The 21,422-nt window shown below is 72.0% G+C and carries 15 protein-coding genes; 9 read left to right on the forward strand and 6 right to left on the reverse strand.

Translation table 11 applies throughout. The features are described 5' to 3' along the window. Positions 1-26 precede the first annotated feature (26 nt). Positions 27-941, reverse strand: a complete 915-nt coding sequence (locus tag ACFU5F_RS19650) for a DUF4231 domain-containing protein (RefSeq protein ID WP_383888638.1) — start codon at positions 939-941, stop codon at positions 27-29. A gap of 229 nt (positions 942-1,170) precedes the next feature. On the opposite strand from ACFU5F_RS19650, the gene ACFU5F_RS19655 reads away from it, so the two are divergent. The 5 genes from ACFU5F_RS19655 (at position 1,171) to fxsT (ending at position 9,746) form a co-directional block, all read left to right on the forward strand. Next, positions 1,171-1,350, forward strand: coding sequence for a hypothetical protein (locus ACFU5F_RS19655; protein WP_383888640.1), 180 nt, complete (start codon positions 1,171-1,173; stop codon positions 1,348-1,350). 97 nt (positions 1,351-1,447) lie between these two features. After that, positions 1,448-3,604 carry a radical SAM/SPASM protein FxsBH, inactivated beta-hydroxylase extension form gene (fxsBH, locus tag ACFU5F_RS19660; RefSeq protein WP_383888643.1) on the forward strand — a complete coding sequence of 719 codons (2,157 nt, stop codon included), beginning with the start codon at positions 1,448-1,450 and terminating at the stop codon, positions 3,602-3,604. Then, the gene (locus ACFU5F_RS19665) at positions 3,597-4,370 is read left to right on the forward strand and encodes an AAC(3) family N-acetyltransferase (protein ID WP_383888646.1); all 774 of its coding nucleotides are present in this window, start codon (positions 3,597-3,599) and stop codon (positions 4,368-4,370) included. Before fxsBH ends, ACFU5F_RS19665 begins: the two co-directional genes overlap by 8 nt. A gap of 97 nt (positions 4,371-4,467) precedes the next feature. Beyond that, the gene (locus ACFU5F_RS19670; protein ID WP_383888649.1) at positions 4,468-5,799 is read left to right on the forward strand and encodes a TIR-like protein FxsC; all 1,332 of its coding nucleotides are present in this window, start codon (positions 4,468-4,470) and stop codon (positions 5,797-5,799) included. Beyond that, positions 5,796-9,746: an FxSxx-COOH system tetratricopeptide repeat protein gene (fxsT, locus tag ACFU5F_RS19675; RefSeq protein WP_383888651.1), complete on the forward strand. Its 3,951-nt coding sequence runs from the start codon at positions 5,796-5,798 to the stop codon at positions 9,744-9,746. Before ACFU5F_RS19670 ends, fxsT begins: the two co-directional genes overlap by 4 nt. Before the next feature lie 81 nt (positions 9,747-9,827). On the opposite strand, the gene ACFU5F_RS19680 is transcribed toward fxsT, so the two are convergent. Further along, positions 9,828-10,730, reverse strand: a complete 903-nt coding sequence (locus tag ACFU5F_RS19680) for an alpha/beta fold hydrolase (protein ID WP_383888654.1) — start codon at positions 10,728-10,730, stop codon at positions 9,828-9,830. Positions 10,731-10,985: 255 nt separating this feature from the next. Here ACFU5F_RS19680 and kstD point away from each other — a divergent pair, with 255 nt between their 5' ends. After that, positions 10,986-12,785, forward strand: coding sequence for a 3-oxosteroid 1-dehydrogenase (kstD, locus tag ACFU5F_RS19685; protein ID WP_383888657.1), 1,800 nt, complete (start codon positions 10,986-10,988; stop codon positions 12,783-12,785). Here the strand turns inward: kstD and ACFU5F_RS19690 are convergent. Both ACFU5F_RS19690 and ACFU5F_RS19695 read right to left on the reverse strand, forming a co-directional pair. Then, positions 12,782-13,246, reverse strand: coding sequence for a GNAT family N-acetyltransferase (locus tag ACFU5F_RS19690; RefSeq protein WP_383888660.1), 465 nt, complete (start codon positions 13,244-13,246; stop codon positions 12,782-12,784). The genes kstD and ACFU5F_RS19690 overlap by 4 nt on opposite strands. Before the next feature lie 9 nt (positions 13,247-13,255). Further along, positions 13,256-14,296 (reverse strand): cyclase family protein, encoded by a 1,041-nt coding sequence (locus tag ACFU5F_RS19695; protein ID WP_383888663.1) that lies wholly within the window; start codon positions 14,294-14,296, stop codon positions 13,256-13,258. Between the two features lie 70 nt (positions 14,297-14,366). Between ACFU5F_RS19695 and ACFU5F_RS19700 the strand changes: the two genes are divergently transcribed. Continuing rightward, the gene (locus tag ACFU5F_RS19700; RefSeq protein ID WP_383888666.1) at positions 14,367-15,290 is read left to right on the forward strand and encodes a LysR family transcriptional regulator; all 924 of its coding nucleotides are present in this window, start codon (positions 14,367-14,369) and stop codon (positions 15,288-15,290) included. 66 nt (positions 15,291-15,356) lie between these two features. Here the strand turns inward: ACFU5F_RS19700 and ACFU5F_RS19705 are convergent, their stop codons facing one another. Beyond that, a complete protein-coding gene (locus ACFU5F_RS19705) occupies positions 15,357-15,917 on the reverse strand; it encodes a TetR/AcrR family transcriptional regulator (protein ID WP_383888669.1) in 561 nt (186 codons plus the stop codon). A gap of 111 nt (positions 15,918-16,028) precedes the next feature. Beyond that, a complete protein-coding gene (locus ACFU5F_RS19710) occupies positions 16,029-18,224 on the reverse strand; it encodes an MMPL family transporter (protein WP_383888671.1) in 2,196 nt (731 codons plus the stop codon). A gap of 488 nt (positions 18,225-18,712) precedes the next feature. On the opposite strand from ACFU5F_RS19710, the gene ACFU5F_RS19715 reads away from it, so the two are divergent. Further along, positions 18,713-20,038 carry an FAD-dependent oxidoreductase gene (locus tag ACFU5F_RS19715; RefSeq protein WP_383888674.1) on the forward strand — a complete coding sequence of 442 codons (1,326 nt, stop codon included), beginning with the start codon at positions 18,713-18,715 and terminating at the stop codon, positions 20,036-20,038. A gap of 92 nt (positions 20,039-20,130) precedes the next feature. After that, positions 20,131-21,378, forward strand: coding sequence for a cytochrome P450 (locus ACFU5F_RS19720; protein ID WP_383888676.1), 1,248 nt, complete (start codon positions 20,131-20,133; stop codon positions 21,376-21,378). Positions 21,379-21,422: the final 44 nt, after the last annotated feature.

A 21,422-nucleotide genomic window follows, 5' to 3' on the forward strand; every position in this document is an offset into this window, starting at 1 on the left:
ACGGCGCCGGCGCCTCCACCGCACGATCAGGTCCCGAACCGCACCAGCCAGTCCGTGTGCTGGGGCGAGACCACCCGCTCCGCCTCGGCGACCGCGTCGGCCCAGCCGTCCTCACCCACCGTCGTGCTCATGGCGACGCGCAGGGTGTCCAGATCCTGTTCGACGAGCTTGTGCGCGTACGTCAGCGGCCGGTGACGCCGGACCTCCTGCCAGGCCACGCCCGCCGCGGCGGCGGCGCTCAGCACTCCGGTCGGGTCCCAGCGGCCCTCGATCGTCCCGGCGGCCCTGAGCACGGCGGCGAGCAGCGCCAGCAGCGTCAGAAAGGTCGTCATGCCCGACCACCGCACCGACGAGCGGTGCGCGTCCCCGGCCTTGTTGCCATACCAGGTGAGCTGTTCCGAGACGCGGTCACGGAGATAGATGTCGCGCCGGGCAGCGAACGGCTTGGCCCGCACCGCGCGCATCATCGGGGTGATCTGTCCGAGCCCGAGTCCGGTGACGCCCTCACGGGGGTCGTCCCAGCCCACCTTGCGCAGCTCGCTGAGCCGTTCCTCCAGCCGTTCCGCGAACATCGCCTCGGGGTTGACGAGCCGTGAGGGGAACGGCCCGCCATGCACCATGAACTGCCAGGCCAGCGACTTGACCACCTCGGCCGCCGCCCGGTGCGCCTGCCACTGCACGCGGGCGCGGCGCCGGGAGGCGTAGACACCGATGCCGATCGTCAGCGCGTACAGCACGGCCGCGACGGCCGAGGGCACACGGCTTCCCACCCGCTCGGCCAGCGAGGCGGTCGCGGTGGCGAGCAGCAGGACGACGAGCTGCATACGGACGACCTTGAAGGATTCCCCCTGATGGGTCACCGCCTTCTCATCGCACACCTGGAACAACGGGGACAGATCTCGATCACTCACCGTGGTGCTGGGGCCGGGCGTCGCAGCCATGCACACCTCGTACGGATGCCGAAGTCGACGGAATGGTCATGCTCTCGTCAATCTTGAATTCCCGCCAGAGCGCCACCCCTCATATCGCGCAGCGAACACCTGCTGACGCATGATAGAAACGCGCAAGTCTGTAGTCTGTCGTCCCCCTCTCATGTCCGAGCCTCGACCAAAAGGACCTCGTCAGCAAGGGACCGATGACAGCGTCCCTTTTTCGAACTGGAGCGACGAGATGAACCTTTCCTTCACCAAGACGACGCGCGGATCGGACACCACCCGGTCGGCCCACACGAGGCTCGCCCCGCTCGCGACGGTCGGCGCGCACGAGCCCCGCACCCAGCGCTCCACGGGGCGCGTGACGGACGCTCGCGACCTGCGCCTCGCCAGGCAAGGCTTCACCTCCAGCATCTGACACGGGTCGGCCGGGGCCTCAACCTCCTTGTTGATCAAGGAAGTTGGGCCCCGTCGTCATGTCTTCCCCGCGCGGCGCGAGGGCTTACACTGCCGAAGTGAGGGACCCCGCGATCCAGCAACTGGTGCTCAAGATCCACAGTCGGTGCGACCTGGCGTGCGACCACTGTTATGTGTATGAGGCATCCGATCAGTCGTGGCGTTCACGGCCGACCGTCATCTCCGAGGAAACCCTCGGACAGGTCGCCCGTCGCCTCACCGAGTACGTGGTCGCGAGAAATCTGGAATCCGTCACGGTCATTCTGCACGGCGGCGAGCCCCTCCTTGCCGGACCGGCCCGGCTCGGACGAATCTGCGCGGAACTCACCCGCGCTCTCGCCCCGGTCACCGCCCTCGATCTGCGAATTCACACCAACGCGGTGCGCTTGAACAGAGACCACTTGCGGATCTTCGACGAATTCCAGGTCAAGATCGGGATCTCGCTCGACGGAGACCGTGTGGCCAACGACCGGCACCGGCTCGACCGTCGGGGCCGCAGCAGCTACGACCGGGTCCTGCGGGCGATCGAACTCCTCCGCCTTCCCGAGCACCGACACCTGTACCAGGGACTGCTGTGCACCGTGGACGTGGCCAACGACCCGGTCGCGGTGCACGACGCGCTGGCTTCCCTCGATCCTCCCCGGATCGACTACCTGCTTCCGCACTCCACCTGGGACACCCCTCCGCCGGGTCATGAGCCGGGCAGGCCGGCCACACCGTACGCCGACTGGCTGCTGAAGGTCTTCGACCGGTGGGAGGAACAGGGACGCCCCATGCCGGTGCGCACCTTCGAGTCCGTCCTCAGCACCCTGCGCGGCGGCCCCAGTCTCACCGAGGCGCTGGGCCTCGCGCCCTCCGACCTGGCCGTGATCGAGACCGACGGCACCTTCGAGCAGGCCGACTCGCTCAAGACGGCGTACGAGGGCGCTCCGGCGACGGGCTACGACGTCTTCCGGCACGGCTTCGCGGAGTTCGCGGAGCATCCCGGCGTCCGCGCCCGCCAGCTGGGCATCGCCGGAGTGAGCGAGACCTGCCGGCGGTGCCCGGTGGTGGAGTCCTGCGGCGGCGGCCTCTACGCCCACCGGTACAGCAGCGAGAAGGGCTTCGACAATCCCTCGGTGTTCTGCGGCGACCTCCGGGCCCTGGTGGAGGGGATCGCCGAGCGGATCACCGACCGCGCGCTCCACCCCGCGGTCACCGACGCCGAGGAACTGCGGCTGGCTCAGTTGCAGTTGGACCGGGACCTGCTGGCCCGGGTCAACGCGAGGCATGCGGGCGCCCCCGACTGGGACGCGGCCTGGCGCATGCTGGTCCGGCTGGACGCCGACGGCACCACCGCCGCACACCTCAACACCGTCCTCGCCCACCCGTACCTGCGGGCCGTCCTGCGCAGCTGCCTGGACAGCCCCGCCGACCTCCCCCGGCTGATGGCGGCGGTCACCGCGGCCCTCGTGTCGGCGGGTGCGGAGGCGACCCTCGCCTGGCAACAGCCCGGTCCTGATCTCCACCTGCCGACCCTCGGCACTCTGCGGCTCTCGGGCCCCGGACGGGTCGAGTGCCTGATCACGACGAGCGGTCTCGAGGTGCGCGGCACGGGGGAGGACGGCACGGAACTCACCGTCGCATGGCGGCCGCTCACGACGGTGGAACTCACCGACGGGCCGACGCTTCTCCTCGACGACGCCGATCCGCACCGCGACCGCTTCGAGGCACGGGCCGCCGACCCGCTGCCCCCGAGCGACCTGGCGCTCTTCGCGAAGCGACTGCGCGCGGCCCACGAGGCACTGGACGCGCGGGAGCCGGGCTGGCGCAAGAACGCCGACGCGCTCGTCGCCACCACGGTCACCCCTCTCGTCCCGGGCTCGGGGCTGCGGCTCGGCACGCACGCGTTCGGCGCGCTCGGGGTGGCCGTCGACTTCGAGCCCGACGCGTTCCTGCGGCAACTGCCGCTCCTGGGCCGCAGATCCAGGCTCGCCGCTCTGCGGGAGGTCACCGATCTCAGCGTGCCGGGCAGTTCCGCCGACCGGCTGCTCGACGAGGCGAGCGAGTGCGTGGGACACCTCGCCGACGCTCCGCACGACACCGCCGAGTCGCTGCGGCGCCGGGCACGGGACGTCCTCGACGGACTCGTCCGCTCCTCGGGGCACCACCTCACGTCGAGCGGCCTCCATCTGGTCGACGAGCTGCGTACGGAACTGGCGGTGGTACATGGCTGAGACGGCCGAACTGCGCGGCATGCTCGCCGCCATCGGGATCCGGCCGGGTGGTGTCCTGATGGTCCACTCGTCGTTGCACGGCACCGGACTGAGCCCCACCGAGGTACGGAACGTCCTGCTGGACACGCTCGGCCCCGAGGGCACGCTCGTCGTCCCCGCGTTCACCCCGGAGAACTCCGACACCTCCCCCGCGTACCACCGCCGGACCGAGGGGATGACCGAGCGGGAGAGGGCCGAGCTCCGCGCGTCGATGCCCCCGTTCGAACCGAACGCCACCCCCTGCCCCGCCATGGGCGCCCTCGCCGAGTGCGTGCGCACCACTCCCGGGGCGGTGCGCAGCGCGCATCCGCAGACCTCCTTCGCCGCGATCGGGCGCCGCGCCGAGGAGTTGCTCGACGGCCACGATCCGTACTGCCACCTCGGCGAGCGGTCCCCGATGGCGGCGCTGTACCAGGCCGACGCCCAGGTCCTGCTGCTCCGGGTCGGGTTCGAGGTGTGCACCGCCTTCCATCTCGCCGAGTACCGGATGAGCCCGCCGCCGCCCACCCGCACGTACCGCTGTGTGGTGGAGGACAAGGGCAACTGGATCGAATACCGGGATCTCTCCCTGTACGACGGTGACTTCGGGGTGATCGGTGCTCGCCTACCGCATGCTTTGTTCGCGGAAAGGGAGTTCGCGGGAAAACCGACGTTTGCGTTCGGAATGCGCGATGCTGTCGATACGGCACAGCATCTGATGTCCGGATATCGCTCTGAAATGACGTGAACCGATCCATGTGCCAGGGGTGCTGATCGGGCACATTGTTGGTTCCGGCTGGAGGGCGCCTGGGCGGGGGCACGAGGCATCGAAAGGCGGGGGGCGTGTGGACACATCTGCGCGGGGGCGGGCTCCGGACAATCGGCCGTACTTCTTTCTCAGTTACGCGCACACGCCGTCCTCGGGTCCCGACAGCGGCGACCCCGATCACTGGGTGCACCTGCTCTACAAGGATCTGTGCGCGGACGTCCTGGCCCTCACCGCTCATCCGCGGGGGACGCCCGCGGGATTCCTGGACCGGGAGATGCGGTCCGGGGAGGGCTGGCCGGACCGGCTCAGTGAGAATCTCGCGCACTGCCGGGTGTTCGTCCCGCTGTACTCTCCCCGCTATTTCGCCAGCGACAACTGCGGGCGCGAGTGGTTCGCCTTCGACGAACGCATCCGCGAGGCCCGCACCGCGGGCCTCGGTGACATCCCGGCCATCGTCCCGGTCCTGTGGACGAGCATGGACCTGGAGAACCTCCCCGAGTCCGTCCGGCAGATCCAGGTCGAGCGCTCCAAGTTCGGCGAGCGCTACTCGTCGTACGGCATCTACGGGCTGATCAAGCTCAAGCGGCTGCGGGACGAGTACGAGGAGATCGTGTTCGGTCTCGCCCAGCGGATCGTGCAGGTCGCCGAGAACACCCCGCTGCCGTCGAGCCGGCCCCGGCCGTACGAGTCGACGCACAGCGCGTTCCGGCCGCACGGCGAGGGGCCGCGCCGTATCCACCTCACCGTGGTGGCGCCCAGCCGGAGTTCGGTGCCGGAGGGCCGGGACGCCGTCCCCTACGGCGAGGACGCCACGGAGTGGAACCCGTACCACAGTGAGTCCCGGCGCCCGCTCTCCGCGCTGGCCGAGGAACTGATCCGGTCCCTCGACTACCGGATCACCGTGTCGGACTTCGATCTCCCGGACCCCGGCACCGACGCCCTCACCACGGCCGAGTCCGAGGCCGACGGGGCGGGGCAGCAACCCGAGCCCCATCCGGGGATCCTCCTGCTCGACCGCTGGGCGCTGCTCGACCGGGAGCGGCGCCACCGGCTCAAGACATTCGACTCGGCCGCCCACCCGTGGGTCGGCGCGATCGTCCCCTGGAACCGTCTCGACCTGCAGTGCCGCGGCGAACAGGGCGAGCGGCTGAAGGAGGAGCTGGAGGACACCCTGCCGGTGATCCTGGAGAGGGGACGCCGCGCCAAGTGCTGGGCGGCGGTCAACGGCGTACCCACCCTCAAGCAGTTCACCGAGATCCTGCCGGTGGTCGTGGCCCAGGCGACCCGGCAGTTCCTCAGACACGCCAAGGCCCACCCGCCCCCCGGCCCGGTCCCACCCAGGCCCCGGCTGAGCCTCGCCGATCCGGCCTACCCCGATGCGGATTCCGACCACGGAGGAGAAGCATGACGGCCCGTAAGGACGGACGCATCATCACCTTCTACTCGTACAAGGGGGGTACGGGCCGCACGATGGCCCTCGCCAACGCGGCCTGGATCCTGGCCGCCAACGGCAAGCGGGTGCTCGCCGTCGACTGGGACCTGGAGGCACCGGGGCTCGACCGCTTCTTCCAGCCGTTCCTCGACCAGAGCGTCCTCGCCTCCACCACCGGCGTCCTCGACATGATCACCGAATACTGCTGGGCCGCGACCACCGGCGGCCCGCGCACCGGCCCCTGGCACCGGGAGTTCGCCCGCGTCGAGCAGCACGCCGTGTCCCTCGGCCCCGAACGGCTCGGGCTGTCCTTCCCCGAGGGCGGCTCGCTCGACTTCCTGTCGGCCGGCCGGCGGAACCGGGAGTACTCGGCGACCGTGTCGTCGTTCGAGTGGGACAACTTCTACGAACGGCTCGGCGGCGGCCAGTTCCTGGACGCCCTGCGCGAGGACATGAAGGCGGCCTACGACTACGTCCTCATCGACAGCCGCACGGGTCTGTCGGACAGCGCGGACATCTGCACCATCCAGATGCCCGACGTGCTCGTCGACTGCTTCACGCTCAGCGGTCAGTCCCTGGACGGGGCGGCGGCGGTGGCCCGCAGCGTCGAGGGCGGCCAGCACAAGCGGCGGATCAGGGTGCTGCCGGTGCTGATGCGCATCGACGAGGGCGAGAAGAGGAAGGTCGACGCGGGCCGGGCGCTGGCCCGGCTGCGGTTCGAGGGGCTGCCCAGAGGTTCCGACGGCGAGGAACTCGGCGCCGAACAGCAGGACGCCTACTGGGGCGCGATGGAGATCCCGTACGTCCCGTTCTACGCGTACGAGGAGACGCTCGCGACCGTCGGTGACAAGAGCAACATCGCGAACTCCCTGCTGTCCGCCTTCGAACGGCTGACGAAGGTGATCTCCGACGGCGAGGTCACCGCACTGCCACCGGTGCCGGAACCGGTGCGGCAGCGCTGTCTGGAGGCATTCACCCGGCGGCAGCCGATGACGGACATCGTCCTCGTGTACGCGGCGGAGAACCGGATGTGGGCGGACTGGGTCGAGGCCGTCCTCAGACAGACCGGCTGCAATGTCACCCTGCACGACGTGTCCACCGGGCCGCCGGAACGTCTGGACCCCGCCACGCGGGCCCTCCTGCTGCTGTCCCACGCCTTCCAGAAGTCCCGGCACGCCCCGTCGGTCTGGCGCTCCCTGGCCGACACCGCCCTGGCGGTGCCGCGCGCCACCATGGTGCCGCTGCGCGTGGACGAGGTCCGCCTCCCCGACGTGTACGTCGACCACGAACCGGTGGACCTGTACCGGTTCGACGCCGCCCAGTGCGTCTCCGCCCTGCTCGGCGCGCTGAAGCTGCCGGAGCGGCCCGACGACCTCGGTGTCGTGGAGCCCCGCTTCCCGGGGAGCGCTCCCGCCGTGTGGAACGCGCCGCAGCGCAACACCACGTTCACCGGCCGCAGCCGCATCCTCGACGAGCTGCGCGAGCAGCTGCGCGGCGGGGTGTCGGCCGTGGGGAGCCAGCCCAAGACCCTGTTCGGTCTCGGCGGTGTCGGCAAGACACAGGTCGCGCTGGAGTACGTGCACCGCTTCATGGCCGACTACGACCTGGTGTGGTGGATCTCCGCCGAGCACGGCGACGGCGTCTCCTCCGCCCTCGCCGAACTCGGCGCCCGTATCCACGCGCCCGGCGGCGACGACATGACACTGGTCAGCCAGGAGACGGTACGGATGCTCGCCGAGGGCGTGCCGACCAAGCGCTGGATCCTGGTCTTCGACAACGCCGACAGCCCCGAGGAGCTGACCCGGTTCTTCCCGCAGGGCGGCGGCGGGCACATCCTCGTCACCTCCCGCAACCAGACCTGGGAGCAGCGGGGCACCTCGCTGCCCGTCGACGTCTTCCCCCGGCCCGACAGCGTCGAACACCTCTCCCGGCGCGCCCCCGGGCTGAGCGCCGAGGAGGCCGACCGCGTGGCGGAGGCGGTGGGCGACCTGCCACTGGCCGTGGAGCAGGCGGGGGCCTGGCTGGCCGAGACCGCCACGCCCATCGAGGAGTATCTGCGGCAGCTGAACGAGCAGACCACCGGTGTCCTCGATCTCAACCAGCCCGCCGACTATCCCGAGACCGTGGCGGCGACCTGGAACATCTCCATCACCCGGCTGCGAGAGCGCTCCCCCGCCTCGGTGCGGCTGCTGCAGCTGTGCGCCTTCATGGCTCCCGAGCCGATCTCCTCCCACCTGCTGTACAGCCGGGAGATGCTCGACGAGTTGAAGAAGGTCGACCCGAGCCTCCAGGAGAGCCTGATGCTGGGCCGGGTCATCCGGGAGATCGGCCGCTTCGCCCTCGCCAAGGTCGACCAGGCGAGCACCAGCATCCAGGTCCACCGGCTGGTGCAGGCCGTGATCCGCTCCCGGCTCACCGAGAAGGAGCAGCGGCGGGCCCGGCACGTGGTCCACGCGATGCTCGTCGGCGCCCGTCCGCCCGGGGACGAGCCCATCGACGATGCCGAGACCTGGCCCCGGTTCGCCATCATCTGGCCGCATCTGAACGCCTCCGAGCTGCGCGACTGTCACGAGGTCGAGCCGCGTCGGCTGCTCATCGACCGGGTCCGCTATCTGTGGAAGCGCGGCGACTTCCCCGGAGCGCGGAGGCTGGCCGAGGACCTGCTGACGTACTGGAAGGAGACGCTCGGCGAGGACGACATGCAGTACATGTACCTGCACGGGCAGCTCGCCAACGTGCTGCGCACACAGGGGCGTTTCGTGGAGGCGCGCGACATCGACGAGGAGGTGCGCGAGCGGCAGCTGAGGGTGCTGGGCCCCACCCATCCCCACACCTACGTCACCACCTCCAGCCTCGCCAGCGACCTGGCCGCGCTGGGCGAGTACACCAAGGCGGTGAAGCTGGCCCGTGAGGCCCACCAGGGGTTCAGCCAGATCTTCCACGAGTCGCACGGCAGGACGCTCAACGCCGCGAACAACCTCGCGCTCGCCCTGCGCATGGTGGGTCACTACGACGAGGCCCGCGACGTCGACCAGGACACCTACACCCGCCGCCGGGAGGTCCTCGGCCCCGACCACCCCTACACGCTGATCTCGGCCCAGGGGCTCGGCCGCGATCTGCGGGAGGTCGGCCGGTACACCGATTCGGTGGCGGTGCTGTCCGAGGCGTACGAGATCCACAAGCGGGTTCTCGGCAAGGACTTCCCCGGCACGCTCAGCTGCGCCAAGTCGCTCGCCGTGTCGCTGAGGCGGGCGGGCCAGTTCGTGGACGCGCACCGGCTGACCCGTGCCACGCTCACCCAGTACCGGACGCAGTACACCAGGGACAAGTTTCCCGAGCCGATCCCCGACTCGCTCGCCTGCGAGCTGAACCTGGCGGCCGACCTGTACGCCGCCGACGAGCCCGACCGGGCGCGGGAGACCGTCAGGAGTGTGCTGGAGCACTATGTGAAGGTGCCGGGCAGGGAGCACCCCTACACGCAGGCCGCGCTCAACAACCTCGGCATCTATCTGTGGGCCTGCGGTGACTCCGAGGAGGCCGAGGAGGTGTTCCAGCAGGTGACGGAGCGCATGGCGGCGACGCTGGGCGACGAGCATCCCCACACCCTCTTCGCCCGCGCGAACCACGCCAACGTGCTGGCGGAGAAGGGCCGCGCGGAGGAGGCCTGGGCCCTGGAGGAGCCGGCCCGCAATGTCCTGAAGTCCGTCCTCGGTCCCCAGCACCCCGAGACACTCGCCGTCATCAGCAACTCCGCGTTGACGCTGCGTTCCCTCGGCCGGGAGGAGGAGGCGCAGCGTCTGCGCGAGGCGACCCTCGCCGAGCTGCGCCGGCTCGGCCAGAAGCTGGGTGAGGGCAACGGGATCACCCGCCTGGTCGGGCAGCGGCGGCGGGTGTACCGGGACCTGGAGCCGCTGGCGGTGTGACGGCGTGGCGGGACGGCGGCGTCGGCGGGTGCGGGGCCGCCGGGACGGGCAGGGCCACGGGGCAGCGCGTGAGGCGCCCGTTCACGCCGCCGCCGGCGCCGTGGCCGTGAGGAGCCAGCTCAGGACGTCCGGCAGGGCTCGGATCGCGGCGAAGTGGGCGGCGGCCGGTTCGTAGACGGTGAGCGCGCCGGGGATGCGGTCGGCGAGCCAGGAGGAGTGGGCGGACGGGGTGAAGACGTCCTTGCCGGCGTGCCAGAGCAGGACGGGCACCTTGATCTCCGCCGGGTCGAACCCCCAGGGGCCGGTCAGTGCGAGCGCGTCGTCGATCCAGCCGTACGGAGAGGTCCGCAGCGCCTCGTGGTAGTTGCGCAGCAGCATCGACCGGATGCCGTCGTCCGAGACGATCGCCCGGTCCTCGTCCGTGAGATCACCGCGCAGTTCGTCGAGCAGCCGGGCGGGGTCGGAGCGGATGGCGGCCGACCGGGGGATCAGCTGGGCGACGAAGCCGCGGGGGTCGGTGAGCACGGAGCGGAACTCGCGGACGTTGTGCGGGGCCATCCCCGCGAACCAGTCGAGCCCTTCCGCGTCCTGGGGCGCGAGGGTCACCAGGGCCGCCGCTCTGGTCACCCGGTGCGGCAGCAGAGCGGCACAGGCCAGCGCGTGCGGGGCCCCGCCGGAACGGCCGACGACGGCGAAGCGGTCCAGACCCAGTGCGTCGGCGACCGCCTCGATGTCCCCCACGACGTCCGCGACCCGCCGTCCCGGCCGCCGGTCCGAACCGCCGTACCCGGGGCGGTCGTAACTGATCAGCCGAGCGCCGCGGTGGTAGAGGAAGATGGACCGGGGGCGCGGACCCACCCTGCTCCCCGGCATCCCGTGCAGCAGGAACACCGGCCGTCCGTCCGGATCCCCCGCGCACTCGACCCGCAACCGCCGCCCGTCGGCCGTCGGGACATGGTCCGGCGTCCGTACGAGGTCATGCACAGCGTCCCCCTCCCTCGGTCCGCGGACCGGGACCACGCTGCCGGAAGATTTCCCACGCGCCTACCCCGCGAAACGAATATGCAGGTCAAATGGGGCTGGAGCAAAGGCATCTGATGAGGCGTCAGTGAAACCCTTGACTTCACCACCCCTTCCCGTCAGATTCGAGGCTCCGCACACCGCCCGGGGGCGCACGGGACCGTCGCCGCCGGGGCGGCGGCACGGCCACCGTCCCTTCGTGAGGCTGGAGCGTCCGGCATGTCCAAGAGCGCGGATCCTGAGAGACGTACGGGGGCGGGGGTCGGCCCCAGTCGGCGGCGGGTGCTCGGTACGGCCGCGGGGGCGGGGGCCGCCGTCGCGGCCGGTGTGGTCGTGGAAAGTCCGGCCGTCGCCGCCGCCCCGCCCCTCCTCGGCACCTACGACGTGGTCGTCGTCGGCTCCGGTGCCGCCGGGATGACCGCCGCGCTCACGGCGGCCAAGCAGGGGCTGAGTTGTGTCGTCGTGGAGAAGGCACCGACCTTCGGCGGGTCCGCGGCGCGGTCGGGGGCCGGGATCTGGCTGCCCAACAACAGTGTGATCAAGGCCGCCGGGGTGCCGGACACGCCGGCCAAGGCGGCGCGGTACCTCGCGGCCGTGGTCGGGGACGAGGTGCCCGCCGACCGGCAGAAGGCGTTCCTCGACCACGGGCCCGCCATGCTGTCGTTCGTCATGGCCAACAGCCCGCTGAGGTTCCGGTGGATGGAGGGGTACAGCGACTACTACCCCGAGCTGCCGGGCGGGTTGCCGAACGGGCGGTCCATCGAGCCGGACCAGTTCGACGGGAACCTGCTGGGCGAGGAGCTGGCCCGGCTGAATCCCGCCTATCTGGCCACGCCGGCCGGGATGGTGGTGTTCAGCGCCGACTACAAGTGGCTCGCGCTGACCACCGTGAGCGCGAAGGGGCTGGCCGTCGCCACCGAGTGCCTCGCCCGGGGCACGAAGGCCGCGCTGCTCGGGCAGAAGCCGCTCACCATGGGGCAGGCACTGGCGGGCGGGCTGCGGGCCGGGCTGCTCCGCGCCGATGTCCCGGTGTGGCTCGACACCCCGCTGACCGACCTGTCCACGGAGAACGGGGCCGTGACCGGTGTGGTCGTCAGCCGCAACGGCTCCCCCGGACTCGTCCGTGCCCGGCGCGGCGTCATCATCGGTTCCGGTGGCTTCGAGCACAACGCGGCCATGCGGGCGCAGTACCAGGAGCAGCCCGTGGGGACGCGGTGGACGGTGGGGGCGAAGGAGAACACCGGGGACGGGATCCGGGCCGGCCGGCGGGCCGGTGCCGATCTCGCGCTCATGGACGACGCCTGGTGGGGTCCGGCCATCGACACCCCGGGGCAGGCCTGGTTCTGTCTCGCCGAACGCACCCTGCCCGGTGGGCTGTTGGTCAACGGGGCCGGTGCGCGGTTCGTCAACGAGGCGGGGCCGTACAGCGATGTCGTCCACACCATGTACGAGAAGGACACGCCGTCCGCCTCGCACATCCCGGCCTGGCTGATCGTCGACCAGAACTACCGCAACCGGTACCTGTTCAAGGACATCGTGCCGACCTTCCCGTTCCCGGACGAGTGGTACGACGCCGGGGCCGTCCACAAGGCGTGGACGGTCGACGCGCTGGCCGGCGCGATCGGTGTCCCCGCCGCCGCCCTCCGTTCCACCGTCGACCGCTTCAACTCCCTTGCCCGGCAAGGGGACGACACGGACTTCGGGCGGGGCGACAGCGCCTACGACCACTACTACACGGACCCGTCCGTGCGCCCGAACTCCTGTCTTGCGCCCCTGTGGCTGCCGCCCTACTACGCCCTGCGCATCGTCCCGGGCGACCTCGGCACCAAGGGCGGCCTCCTCACCGATGCCCGTGCCCGCGTCCTGCGCCCGGACGGCTCGGTGATCGCCGGCCTGTACGCGGCGGGCAACGCCAGCGCCGCCGTGATGGGCCGCAGTTACGCGGGCGCCGGGTCGACGATCGGGCCCGCGATGACGTTCGGGTACGTGGCCGCGCTGGACATCGCGGGGAAGCTCTAGGAGGCCGGCGCCTCCGCGAGGCGGAGGTCGATGTACGGGATCGTGTCGCCGTCGAGCAGGTAGCGCTCGGTCTCCACGAAGCCGCGGCCGAGCGCGAACCGCAGGCCGTCCTCGTTCGACGCGAGGACACAGGTCTCGATCACCCGGGCGTCCAGTTCCCGCGCCCGCCGCACCGCCCGCTCGTACAGCCGCCCGCCGTATCCGCGCCCGCGGTGTTCGGCGAGCACGCGCGCGATGACGGTGGCCGTCGCCGGGTCCCCGTCGGGCGGGCGGACCGTGGAGTTGCCGACGAGCACGCCGTCGGCGTACGCGAGTTCCAGCTCGTTGCGCGCGGCCCGCTGCCGGACGTCGTCGAGCGAGAGCGGGTGCGTGGGGATGATCGCATTGTGGACGTACCGCCAGGCTTCGAGTTCCTCGTCGCCGGCGGTGCCGTCCACGCGCTTGATGTCGAGATCGGTCACCCGGTCAGCCTAGGACTCCCGTGAGGGGACCTGCGCGCGATCCGCGCCGCACGGGTCGTCCAGCACCGCGTACGCCCGTACCGGGAAGGTGCCCATGCCCTCGACGGCCGGGGGCGCCGCGTGGAACCGGAAGCCCTGCGGGGGCAGTTGCTCCAGGCCCCGCAGGTGCTCCACGACCGGGATACCGGCGGCGAGCAGGCCGGTGTGGACGGGGCGGGTGCCGTCGTCGGTGTCGTCGATGTTGAGGGAGTCGATGCCGACGAGGGCGGCGCCCTGTCCGACCAGCAGGTCGACGGCGTCGGCGGTGAGGTAGGGGTGGCCGTGCCCGTAGCGGTCCGTGCCCCAGTGCCGGTCCCAGCCGGTGTGGATCAGCACCGCCCGCCCGGAGAGGTCGTACGGCAGCAGCGCCTCGCGGCCCACGGCCCGGCTCCCGGTGTCCTGGACGCGGACGACGACGCCGTCGAGGTCGGTGAACGTGTCGATCGGCAGGGCGGCGAGGTCGTGTCCGCCGCCGAAGCGGTGGAAGGGGCTGTCGATGTAGGTGCCGGTGTTGGACACCATCGAGATACGGCCGATGGCGAACTCGGTGCCGGGCGCGTACACCGCGCGTGACGCCTCCCGGCTCAGGTGGTCGCCGATCTCCGGGCCGGGCAGGCCGGGGTAGGTGGTCATGCCGTGCCGGATGGAGTGGCTGAGGTCGACGACCCGGCGGCCGCCCGTCCCCCGCGCGGACCTCCCCGGTCCGGCGGCGGTGCCCGCCACCCCCCGCGAGCCCTTGTGCGGCTCCCGTACCGCTTCCCGGCCGCTGACGTGCACCTTGTCGACCATGAGCAGCCCGAGATGCCGGACGAACAGCTCGGCCAGGTCGCCGTCGCCGATCTCCGGGTCCGGCACGTCCAGCAGGAAGCCCCGGGTCTGCAGCCCGCCGCCGTTGCCGAAGGTCACCTCGGCGTCGAACCGGATCCGCCACTGCTCGCCGTGCGTGCTCCGGCCGTCGCCCCCGTGCCGTGCGCCGCCGTTCCCGCCCTGGTCATCGCCGTACTCACTCATGCCCTCATCCTCCCTGCAGTGCCACTTCACCACAAGCAAGACTTACTGAAGCGGCGCTACAGTACGGCTTATGGAACTGGACCCCCGTCGGCTGCGCGTCCTGCGTGCGGTGGCGTTGCGCGGCGGAGTGGTGGACGCGGCGAAGGTGCTGCATCTGACGCCCTCGGCCGTGTCACAGCATCTGGCGCAGCTGGAGCGGGAGGTGGGCCAGCCGCTGGTGGACCGTTCGCGGCGCCGGGCGGGGCTGACCCCGGCGGGGCGACTGCTGGCGGCGCGGGCCGGACGCATCGAGCACGAGCTCGCCGAGGCCCGCCGGGAACTCGCCGAGCTGACGGGCCGTTCGACGGGGCCGGTGACGGTCGCCGCGTTCTCCTCCGCGGTGTGCCACCTGCTCGTCCCCGCCCTCGACGCGCTCGCCCGCACCCATCCGGGTCTGGAACCGCGGGTGGTGGAGGCGGAGGGCCCGGGGGCCCTGCGCGACCTGCGCACCGGCGGCCTGGACCTGCTGGTCGTCGAGTACGACGGTGCCGATCCCGGCCCGGCCGAGCAGGGGCGCGACCTGGCGTCCGCGGCGGTCGCCGACGACGCGTACCGGGTGATCACCCCCGCCGACTGGTCGCCGTCGCCCCGCTCGGTCAGGGATCTGGCCGACCGTCCCTGGGTAGCCGCCCCGGCCGGCACGGCCTGCGGTCGGGCACTGGACCGTATCTCCGCCCAGTACGCCTTCACCCCGCGCCGCGCGCACACGGCCCTGGAGTTCCCCACCGCGCTCGCCCTGGTCCGGGCGGGCCTGGGCGCGGCCGTCGTCCCCACGCTCGCCCTCACCGACGCCCCGCCGGAGACCGTGGCCCTCCCGACGGTCCAGGTCGCGGGCCACCGCCGCATCGCCGCGGTCTGGCCCGCCTCGCCGTCCGGCCCGCAGCCCCGGACGTCGGCCCTGGTCGAGGCCCTGCGACTCGCCGCCGTGCGGCTGGGGTTGCCGCCCGCGCCCTGACCGGGTCGGCGACGCCGGATCCGCCGCGACCGGTGTCCGCGCCGGCCCGGCCGCCCAACGGGGGCGTCAGGGCGTTCTGATGAGGGTGTGGATCGCCCGGACGTACGCGTCGGGGTTCGCCTCGTCGCCCATGGCCAGGCGCAGGGTGTACCCGGTGAGGAGGGCCAGGAGCACGTTCGCCGCGCCGGTGGCGTGCGCGTCGTCGCAGAGGCCGTGCCCGCCGCGTTCGTCGCGGATGAGGCCGGCGGCCTTCTCGTGGGCGGTGGCCAGATGGCCGCGGACCTGTTCCGCCAGGCTCGGGGAGACGGCCGCCTCGCCCCAGATCTGCGCCATCAGCCGCGCGTGTTCGCGCCCGTCGCCGGTGCCGTGGACGCGTTGCGGCGACGCGGACAGGTCCGGCGAGGTGACCTGCTCCAGCGCCCGGCCGATGGTGTCCTCGCACACGGCCCGGACGAGGTGGTCCTTGCTCGGGAAGTAGCTGTAGATCGCGCCGCTGGACAGCCGCGACCGCGCCACGATGTCGCCGGTGGAGGCCCGCACGAACCCCTTCTCGGCGAACACGGCACGGGCGGCGTCCAGGATCTGCCGGCGACGGGCGTCCCGGTGGGCCTCGCTGACCTTCGGCATGGGCGGGCGGCCTTTCGTCGTCGTGGACGCGTCGTACTTCGGTGATCACGGGACACCCGGGCCCGGGGCCTCGGACGGCACCCGGGCCCGGGCCGTACCGCCCGGCTCTCGTCAGCCGACGGTTGCGGACGCCCTGTCGGGAGCCGGCGCGGGGGCGGGCTCGGGGGTGTCGGCGTGGTCCATCCGGTCGAGGCGGAGCGCGCGGTGCAGAGCGCGCAGCGGGGACGGGGCCCACCAGTTGGCGGCGCCGAGGAGGGCCATGAGGGAGGGGACGAGGAAGGCCCGGACCACGGTCGCGTCGATGAGGACGGCGAACGCCGCGCCCAGGCCCAGTTCCTGGATGAACACCAGGCGGGACATCGCCAGCGCGCCCACGGGCACACAGAACAGGACGGCCGCCGAGGTCACGATCCCGCCGGTGCGGGACAGCCCCTGGGCCACCGCCTCACGGTTGTCCAGGCCCTGCGCCCGGGCCTCCTTGATACGGCTCAGCAGGAAGACGTTGTAGTCCGTGGACAGTCCGAAGGCGAGCGCGAAGACCAGGACGGGTGTGGTCGCCTCCAGCCCGGTCTGCGCGGAGAACCCGAGGTTGCCGTCCTGGAACACCCACACCAGGAAGCCGAACGCGGCCCCGGTGGACAGCAGGTTCATCAGCAGGGCCTTCAGCGGCAGCACCACCGAGCCGGAGAAGGCGAAAAGCAGCAACAGGGTGACACCGACCAGGATGCCGCCGGCCAGGGGCAGGCTGTCGGCGATGCTCTGACGCTGTGCCAGGAAGTCCGCCGTCCGGCCGGTGTACCGGGCGGGGTACGGGGCAGCCAGGTCCTGGACGGTGCCGACGGCGTCGAGGGACGTGTCGGACAGGGGGTCCTCCGCGAGGACGGCGTCGATCTCCCAGTGCCGGTCGTCCAGTTCGACGGGGGTGCCCACCGCCTCGACACCGGGTACGGCGCCGATCCGTTCCGTGTAGTCGCCGAGCCGGGACGCGTCCGGGGCGCCGTCCGTCTCCAGGACGATCTGCAGGGGCGAGGTGGCCCGGGAGTCGTACTCCTCGTCGAGCACCGCGGCCACCTTGCCCGCGCTGGTCTCCTGGGGCAGCAGCGTGGGGTCCACGCCGGTGAAGCGGACGCCCAGCAGCGGCGAGGCGATCACCAGCAGCACCGCCGTGGCGAGGAGCGCGAACACCGCCGGGCGGCGCATCACGGTCTGCGCGACGCGGTACCAGCGCCCTTCGGTGGCGCGCGCGGCACCGGCCGTGCGCTGCCAGCGGCGCGGGGCGAGGGAGTTGACCCGCCTGCCCAGGACGGCCAGCAGCGGGGGCAGACCGAGGAGGGCGAACAGGGCCGCGGACACCACGGTGATGACGCCGGCCAGGCCCATGGACCGCAGATAGGGCTGCGGGAAGGCGGTCAGCGCGGCGAGCGCCGCGGCCACCGTGAGGGCGCTGAACAGCACGGTGCGGCCCGCGGTGGCGACGGTCCGCAGTACCGCCTCCGCGCCCGGTCCCCGCTCCGCGAGTTCCTCGCGGTAGCGGGAGACGAGCAGCAGGCCGAAGTCGATGGACAGGCCGAGCCCCAGGGCGAAGGCGAGGCTCATCGCGCCGGTGGAGACGTTCATGAACTCGGTGGCGACGCGCAGGCCCGCCATGGTCAGCAGCAGCGAGACGATGCCGCCCAGCAACGGGATCAGGGCGGCGACCAGGCCCCGGAAGACCACGAAGAGGACCACCAGGATCACCGGGGTGGCGAGGAGTTCGGCCTGGGTCAGGTCGGTGTCCGAGACCTCGGCGACCTGGACGTGGCCGGGGGTGGCGCCGCCGAGCCAGGTGCGGCCGCGCAGGGCCGGGTCGTCCTCGATGGCCTTCTGCAGGGCCGCCTCGGCCCGTACGCTCTCGGCGTCCGTCAGCGACCCCACGGCACCCACGACCACGGTGCTGCGGCCGTCACGGGCGATGAGCGCGGCGCCGTCGGGGGAGGTGTAGTCCACCACCGCCTCGACCTCGGGGCGGGACCGCAGCAGCTCCACGGCGGCGGTGACCGCCTTCGGCGGGGCGGTGGTGGCCCCGATCCGCTCGTCGGTGCGTACCAGCAGGACGTGGCCCTGCTGGGGGTCGCTGCCCGTGGCCCGTTCGATGATCTCGCGAGCGGCGACGTTGCCGCCGCCCGGATCGTCGTAGTCGGACAGGCCGTTGGAGAGTTTCTCCGCCACGGTGCCGCCGTAGACCGTGGCCAGGGCGGTGACCAGGAGGGACAGGAGGAGTACGGCGATCCTTCGGCGGTGAAGGGCCGAGCCCAGAGCGGAGAACATGATTCCTTCCTTCTTCCTCCCGTCTGCGGGCCGTGATCCGCAGGGCCGTGGAGGATGCGCTGGCTGCCCGGGACGGGCTGGTGGGGGGCGCGCGGGCGGGCGCGGTGATCCGCATCGGCCGGAACGCTCCCGCCGACCGTCACGCGCGACGGCCAGGATCGGGCACGGCGCTGTATTTCCGCTGAAGTCCCGGCGACAGCCCTCGTCGGCCTGGTGCGGCGGCCCTGTCGGGCCCGCGCGGCGGCGAAGGACGCAAGACCGGCTTTAGGAGGCGCCCGAAGCATGGCGGCGCCGCGTACGACGAGCCTCGGCCGGGACCGCCCCGTGTCCGGCCGATCCGCGCCACGGCGTGGTGCGGCTCCGCCCCGGGGGCCCCGGGCGGAGCCGCCGGGGAGGCGGCCGACGGCGCGCGACGCCGTCGGGCCTCCCCCTGGGCCGTGAGGCCGACTTCTCCCCGACGAGGGGCCGACGTGCAGGAGGGACAGCCCGTGACGGGATCTGACAGGGCCAGGCCGGCCGGGAACGCGGCGGTGCGCACCCAGGTGTGCATCATCGGCGGCGGACCGGCGGGGATGACACTCGGCCTCGAACTGGCCCGCCGCTCGGTCGAGGTCGTCGTCGTGGAACAGAGCGGCCACTTCGACCGCTCTTTCCGCGGTGAGTCGATCTCACCCGACTCGGTGTGGCTGCTGGAACGTCTGGGGATTCTGGACAAGGTCCGCGACCAGACCCTGGAAACCCGCCGGATGCAGATCATGGACGGCGGCCGGGTGGTGCTGGACGCCGACTTCTCCGGATTCGACCAGCCGTGCCGCTACCCGATGGAGCTTCCGCAGCCGCCGCTGCTGACGGCGCTGGCCGAGGAGGGTGCCTCGCTTCCGGGGTTCACCCTGCTGCGGCGGAGCACCGCGGTGGAACTGCTGCGGGACGGCGAGGCCGTGACCGGTGTCCGGGTCCGCGGCCCCGAGGGGGACGTCGAGGTGCGGGCCGCGCTGACGGTGGGCGCGGACGGCCGGTTCAGCAAGGTGCGTCAGATGGCGGGCCTGCCGTACGAGAAGATCCCGCTGGAGCGGGACTTCGTCTGGTTCAAGGTGCCGGTGCCCGAGGTCTGGGACCCGCACACCTACCGGGTGCGGATCCTGGGGAACCGGCACGGCCTGTTCATCCCCACCGTGCCCGACCTGGTACGGGTCGGCTTCAACATCCCCAAGGGCGGCCTGCGGGAGATGCGAGGGCAGGGTCTGCCCGCGCTGTACGAGCGGATCGACGAGCTCGCCCCCGAGATCTCCCAGGAGGTGCGGGAGTCCGTCACCAGCTGGTCCGACACCTCCATGCTGGACATCTTCACCACGGTCGTGCACCGCTGGTCCATGCCCGGCCTGGTCCTCATCGGCGACGCGGCGCACACGCTGACACCGGTGCTCGGGCAAGGCGTGAACCACGCCATCACCGACGCCGTGATGCTCGCGCCCCTGGTCGCTCCCGTCCTGCGGGGCTCCGGCGACCAGCGGCCGGCGCTGCTGAAGGCCACCGAACGTTTCCAGCACGAGCGGGAGCAGGCCGTGGCCCGCTCCCGTGACCTGCAGCTGCGCCAGGAACGCGCGTTCGCGCTCTCCGGCACCGTGCCGGTGGCGCTGCGGGGGCTCGCCTACCGGCTGGTGAGCTCCAACGACGCCCTGAAGCGGCGGATCGTCGCGGGCATCTACTACCCGCTCCAGGAGGCGCACCGCACCGGCCGCACCGTCGTGCGGGTGGCGCCCACGACGCCCACCGCGCCCGCCGCCCGCCTCGCGGCCGACCCGTCCGAGGTCTGACCCCGCCGCCCTGCCCCGCGCCTTGCTCCGGACCTTGCTCCGGCCCGACCCCGCAGCCTGACCCCGACGTGCTACGAAGAGGACTCACCACCATGACCGCACAGCCCGAGACAGCACCCGACACGGCTCCCGCGCACTCCGCCCACGACGACGAGGCGGTACGCCCCTACCCCTTCGAGCGGCCCTCCGCGATGCAGGCCTGCCCGGTGTACAAGGAGCTGCGGGAGACCTGCCCCGTGTCCAAGGTGCGGATGCCCAGCGGCGACCAGGCCTTCCTGGTCACCACGTACGACGAGGTCCGCACCGTCCTGTCGGACCAGCGGTTCAGCCGGGCCGCCACGCTGGAGGACGGCGCCCCCCGGCTGGCAGCAGCCCCGCAGAAGTTCAAGAGCCTGCTCAACATGGACCCGCCCGAGCACACCCGGGTGCGCAAGCTGGTCTCCAGGGAGTTCACCGCCCGCCGGGTCGCGGCCCTGCGCCCGCGGATCCAGGAGCACACGGACGCCCTGCTGGACGCGATGGCCGAGCAGGAGGGCCCGCTGGACCTCATCCCGGCCCTGGCCTTCCCGCTCCCGGTGATCGTGATCTGCGAGCTGCTGGGCGTGCCCTTCGACGACCGGGAGAAGTTCGCCGCCTGGGCGAGCGCCTTCCTGGCCACCACCTCGCGGACGAAGGACGAGATGCTGGAGGCCCAGATCGGGCTGTTCACGTACCTCTCCGAACTCGTCGAGGCCAAGCGCGAGAACCCCGGTGAGGACCTGCTCTCGGCGCTGGTCCAGATCCACGACGAGGACGGGGACCGGCTCAGCCACGAGGAGCTGATCTTCCTGGGCATCAGCCTGCTGGTGGCCGGCCACGAGACGACGGTCAACCAGATCGCGAACAGCGTGGTCGCGCTGCTCACGCACCCCGAGCAACTGGCCGCCCTGCGCGCCGAGCCGGAGCTGATCGGCAACGCCATGGAGGAGATGCTGCGCGCCTACCCGCCCGGCGACGAGGCGCTGCTCCGGATCGCCACGGAGGACGTCGAGCTCGGCGGCGTGCTGATTCCGGCGGGCAGCGCCGTGCTGCCGGGCCTGGCGTCGGCCAACCGGGACGCGAACCAGTTCAGCGACCCGGACGGGCTCGACTTCCACCGGCCGACGAACCCGCACTTCGCCTTCAGCCACGGCCCGCACTACTGCATCGGCTCCGGCCTCGCCCGGCTGGAGCTCCAGATAGCGATCGGCACGCTCATCAAGCGCTTCCCGACACTCAAGCTGGCCGTGGCGCCGGAGGAGCTGCCCCGGCCGTCCGGGATGCTCGTCCACGGCATCACCGCGTTGCCCGTCACCTGGTGACGGAGCCTCGTACGACGCCTTCTCCACGCGGTACGCAACTCCCC

This window comes from Streptomyces sp. NPDC057438 (assembly GCF_042802995.1).
In the GTDB taxonomy this organism is placed as follows: Bacteria; Actinomycetota; Actinomycetes; order Streptomycetales; family Streptomycetaceae; genus Streptomyces.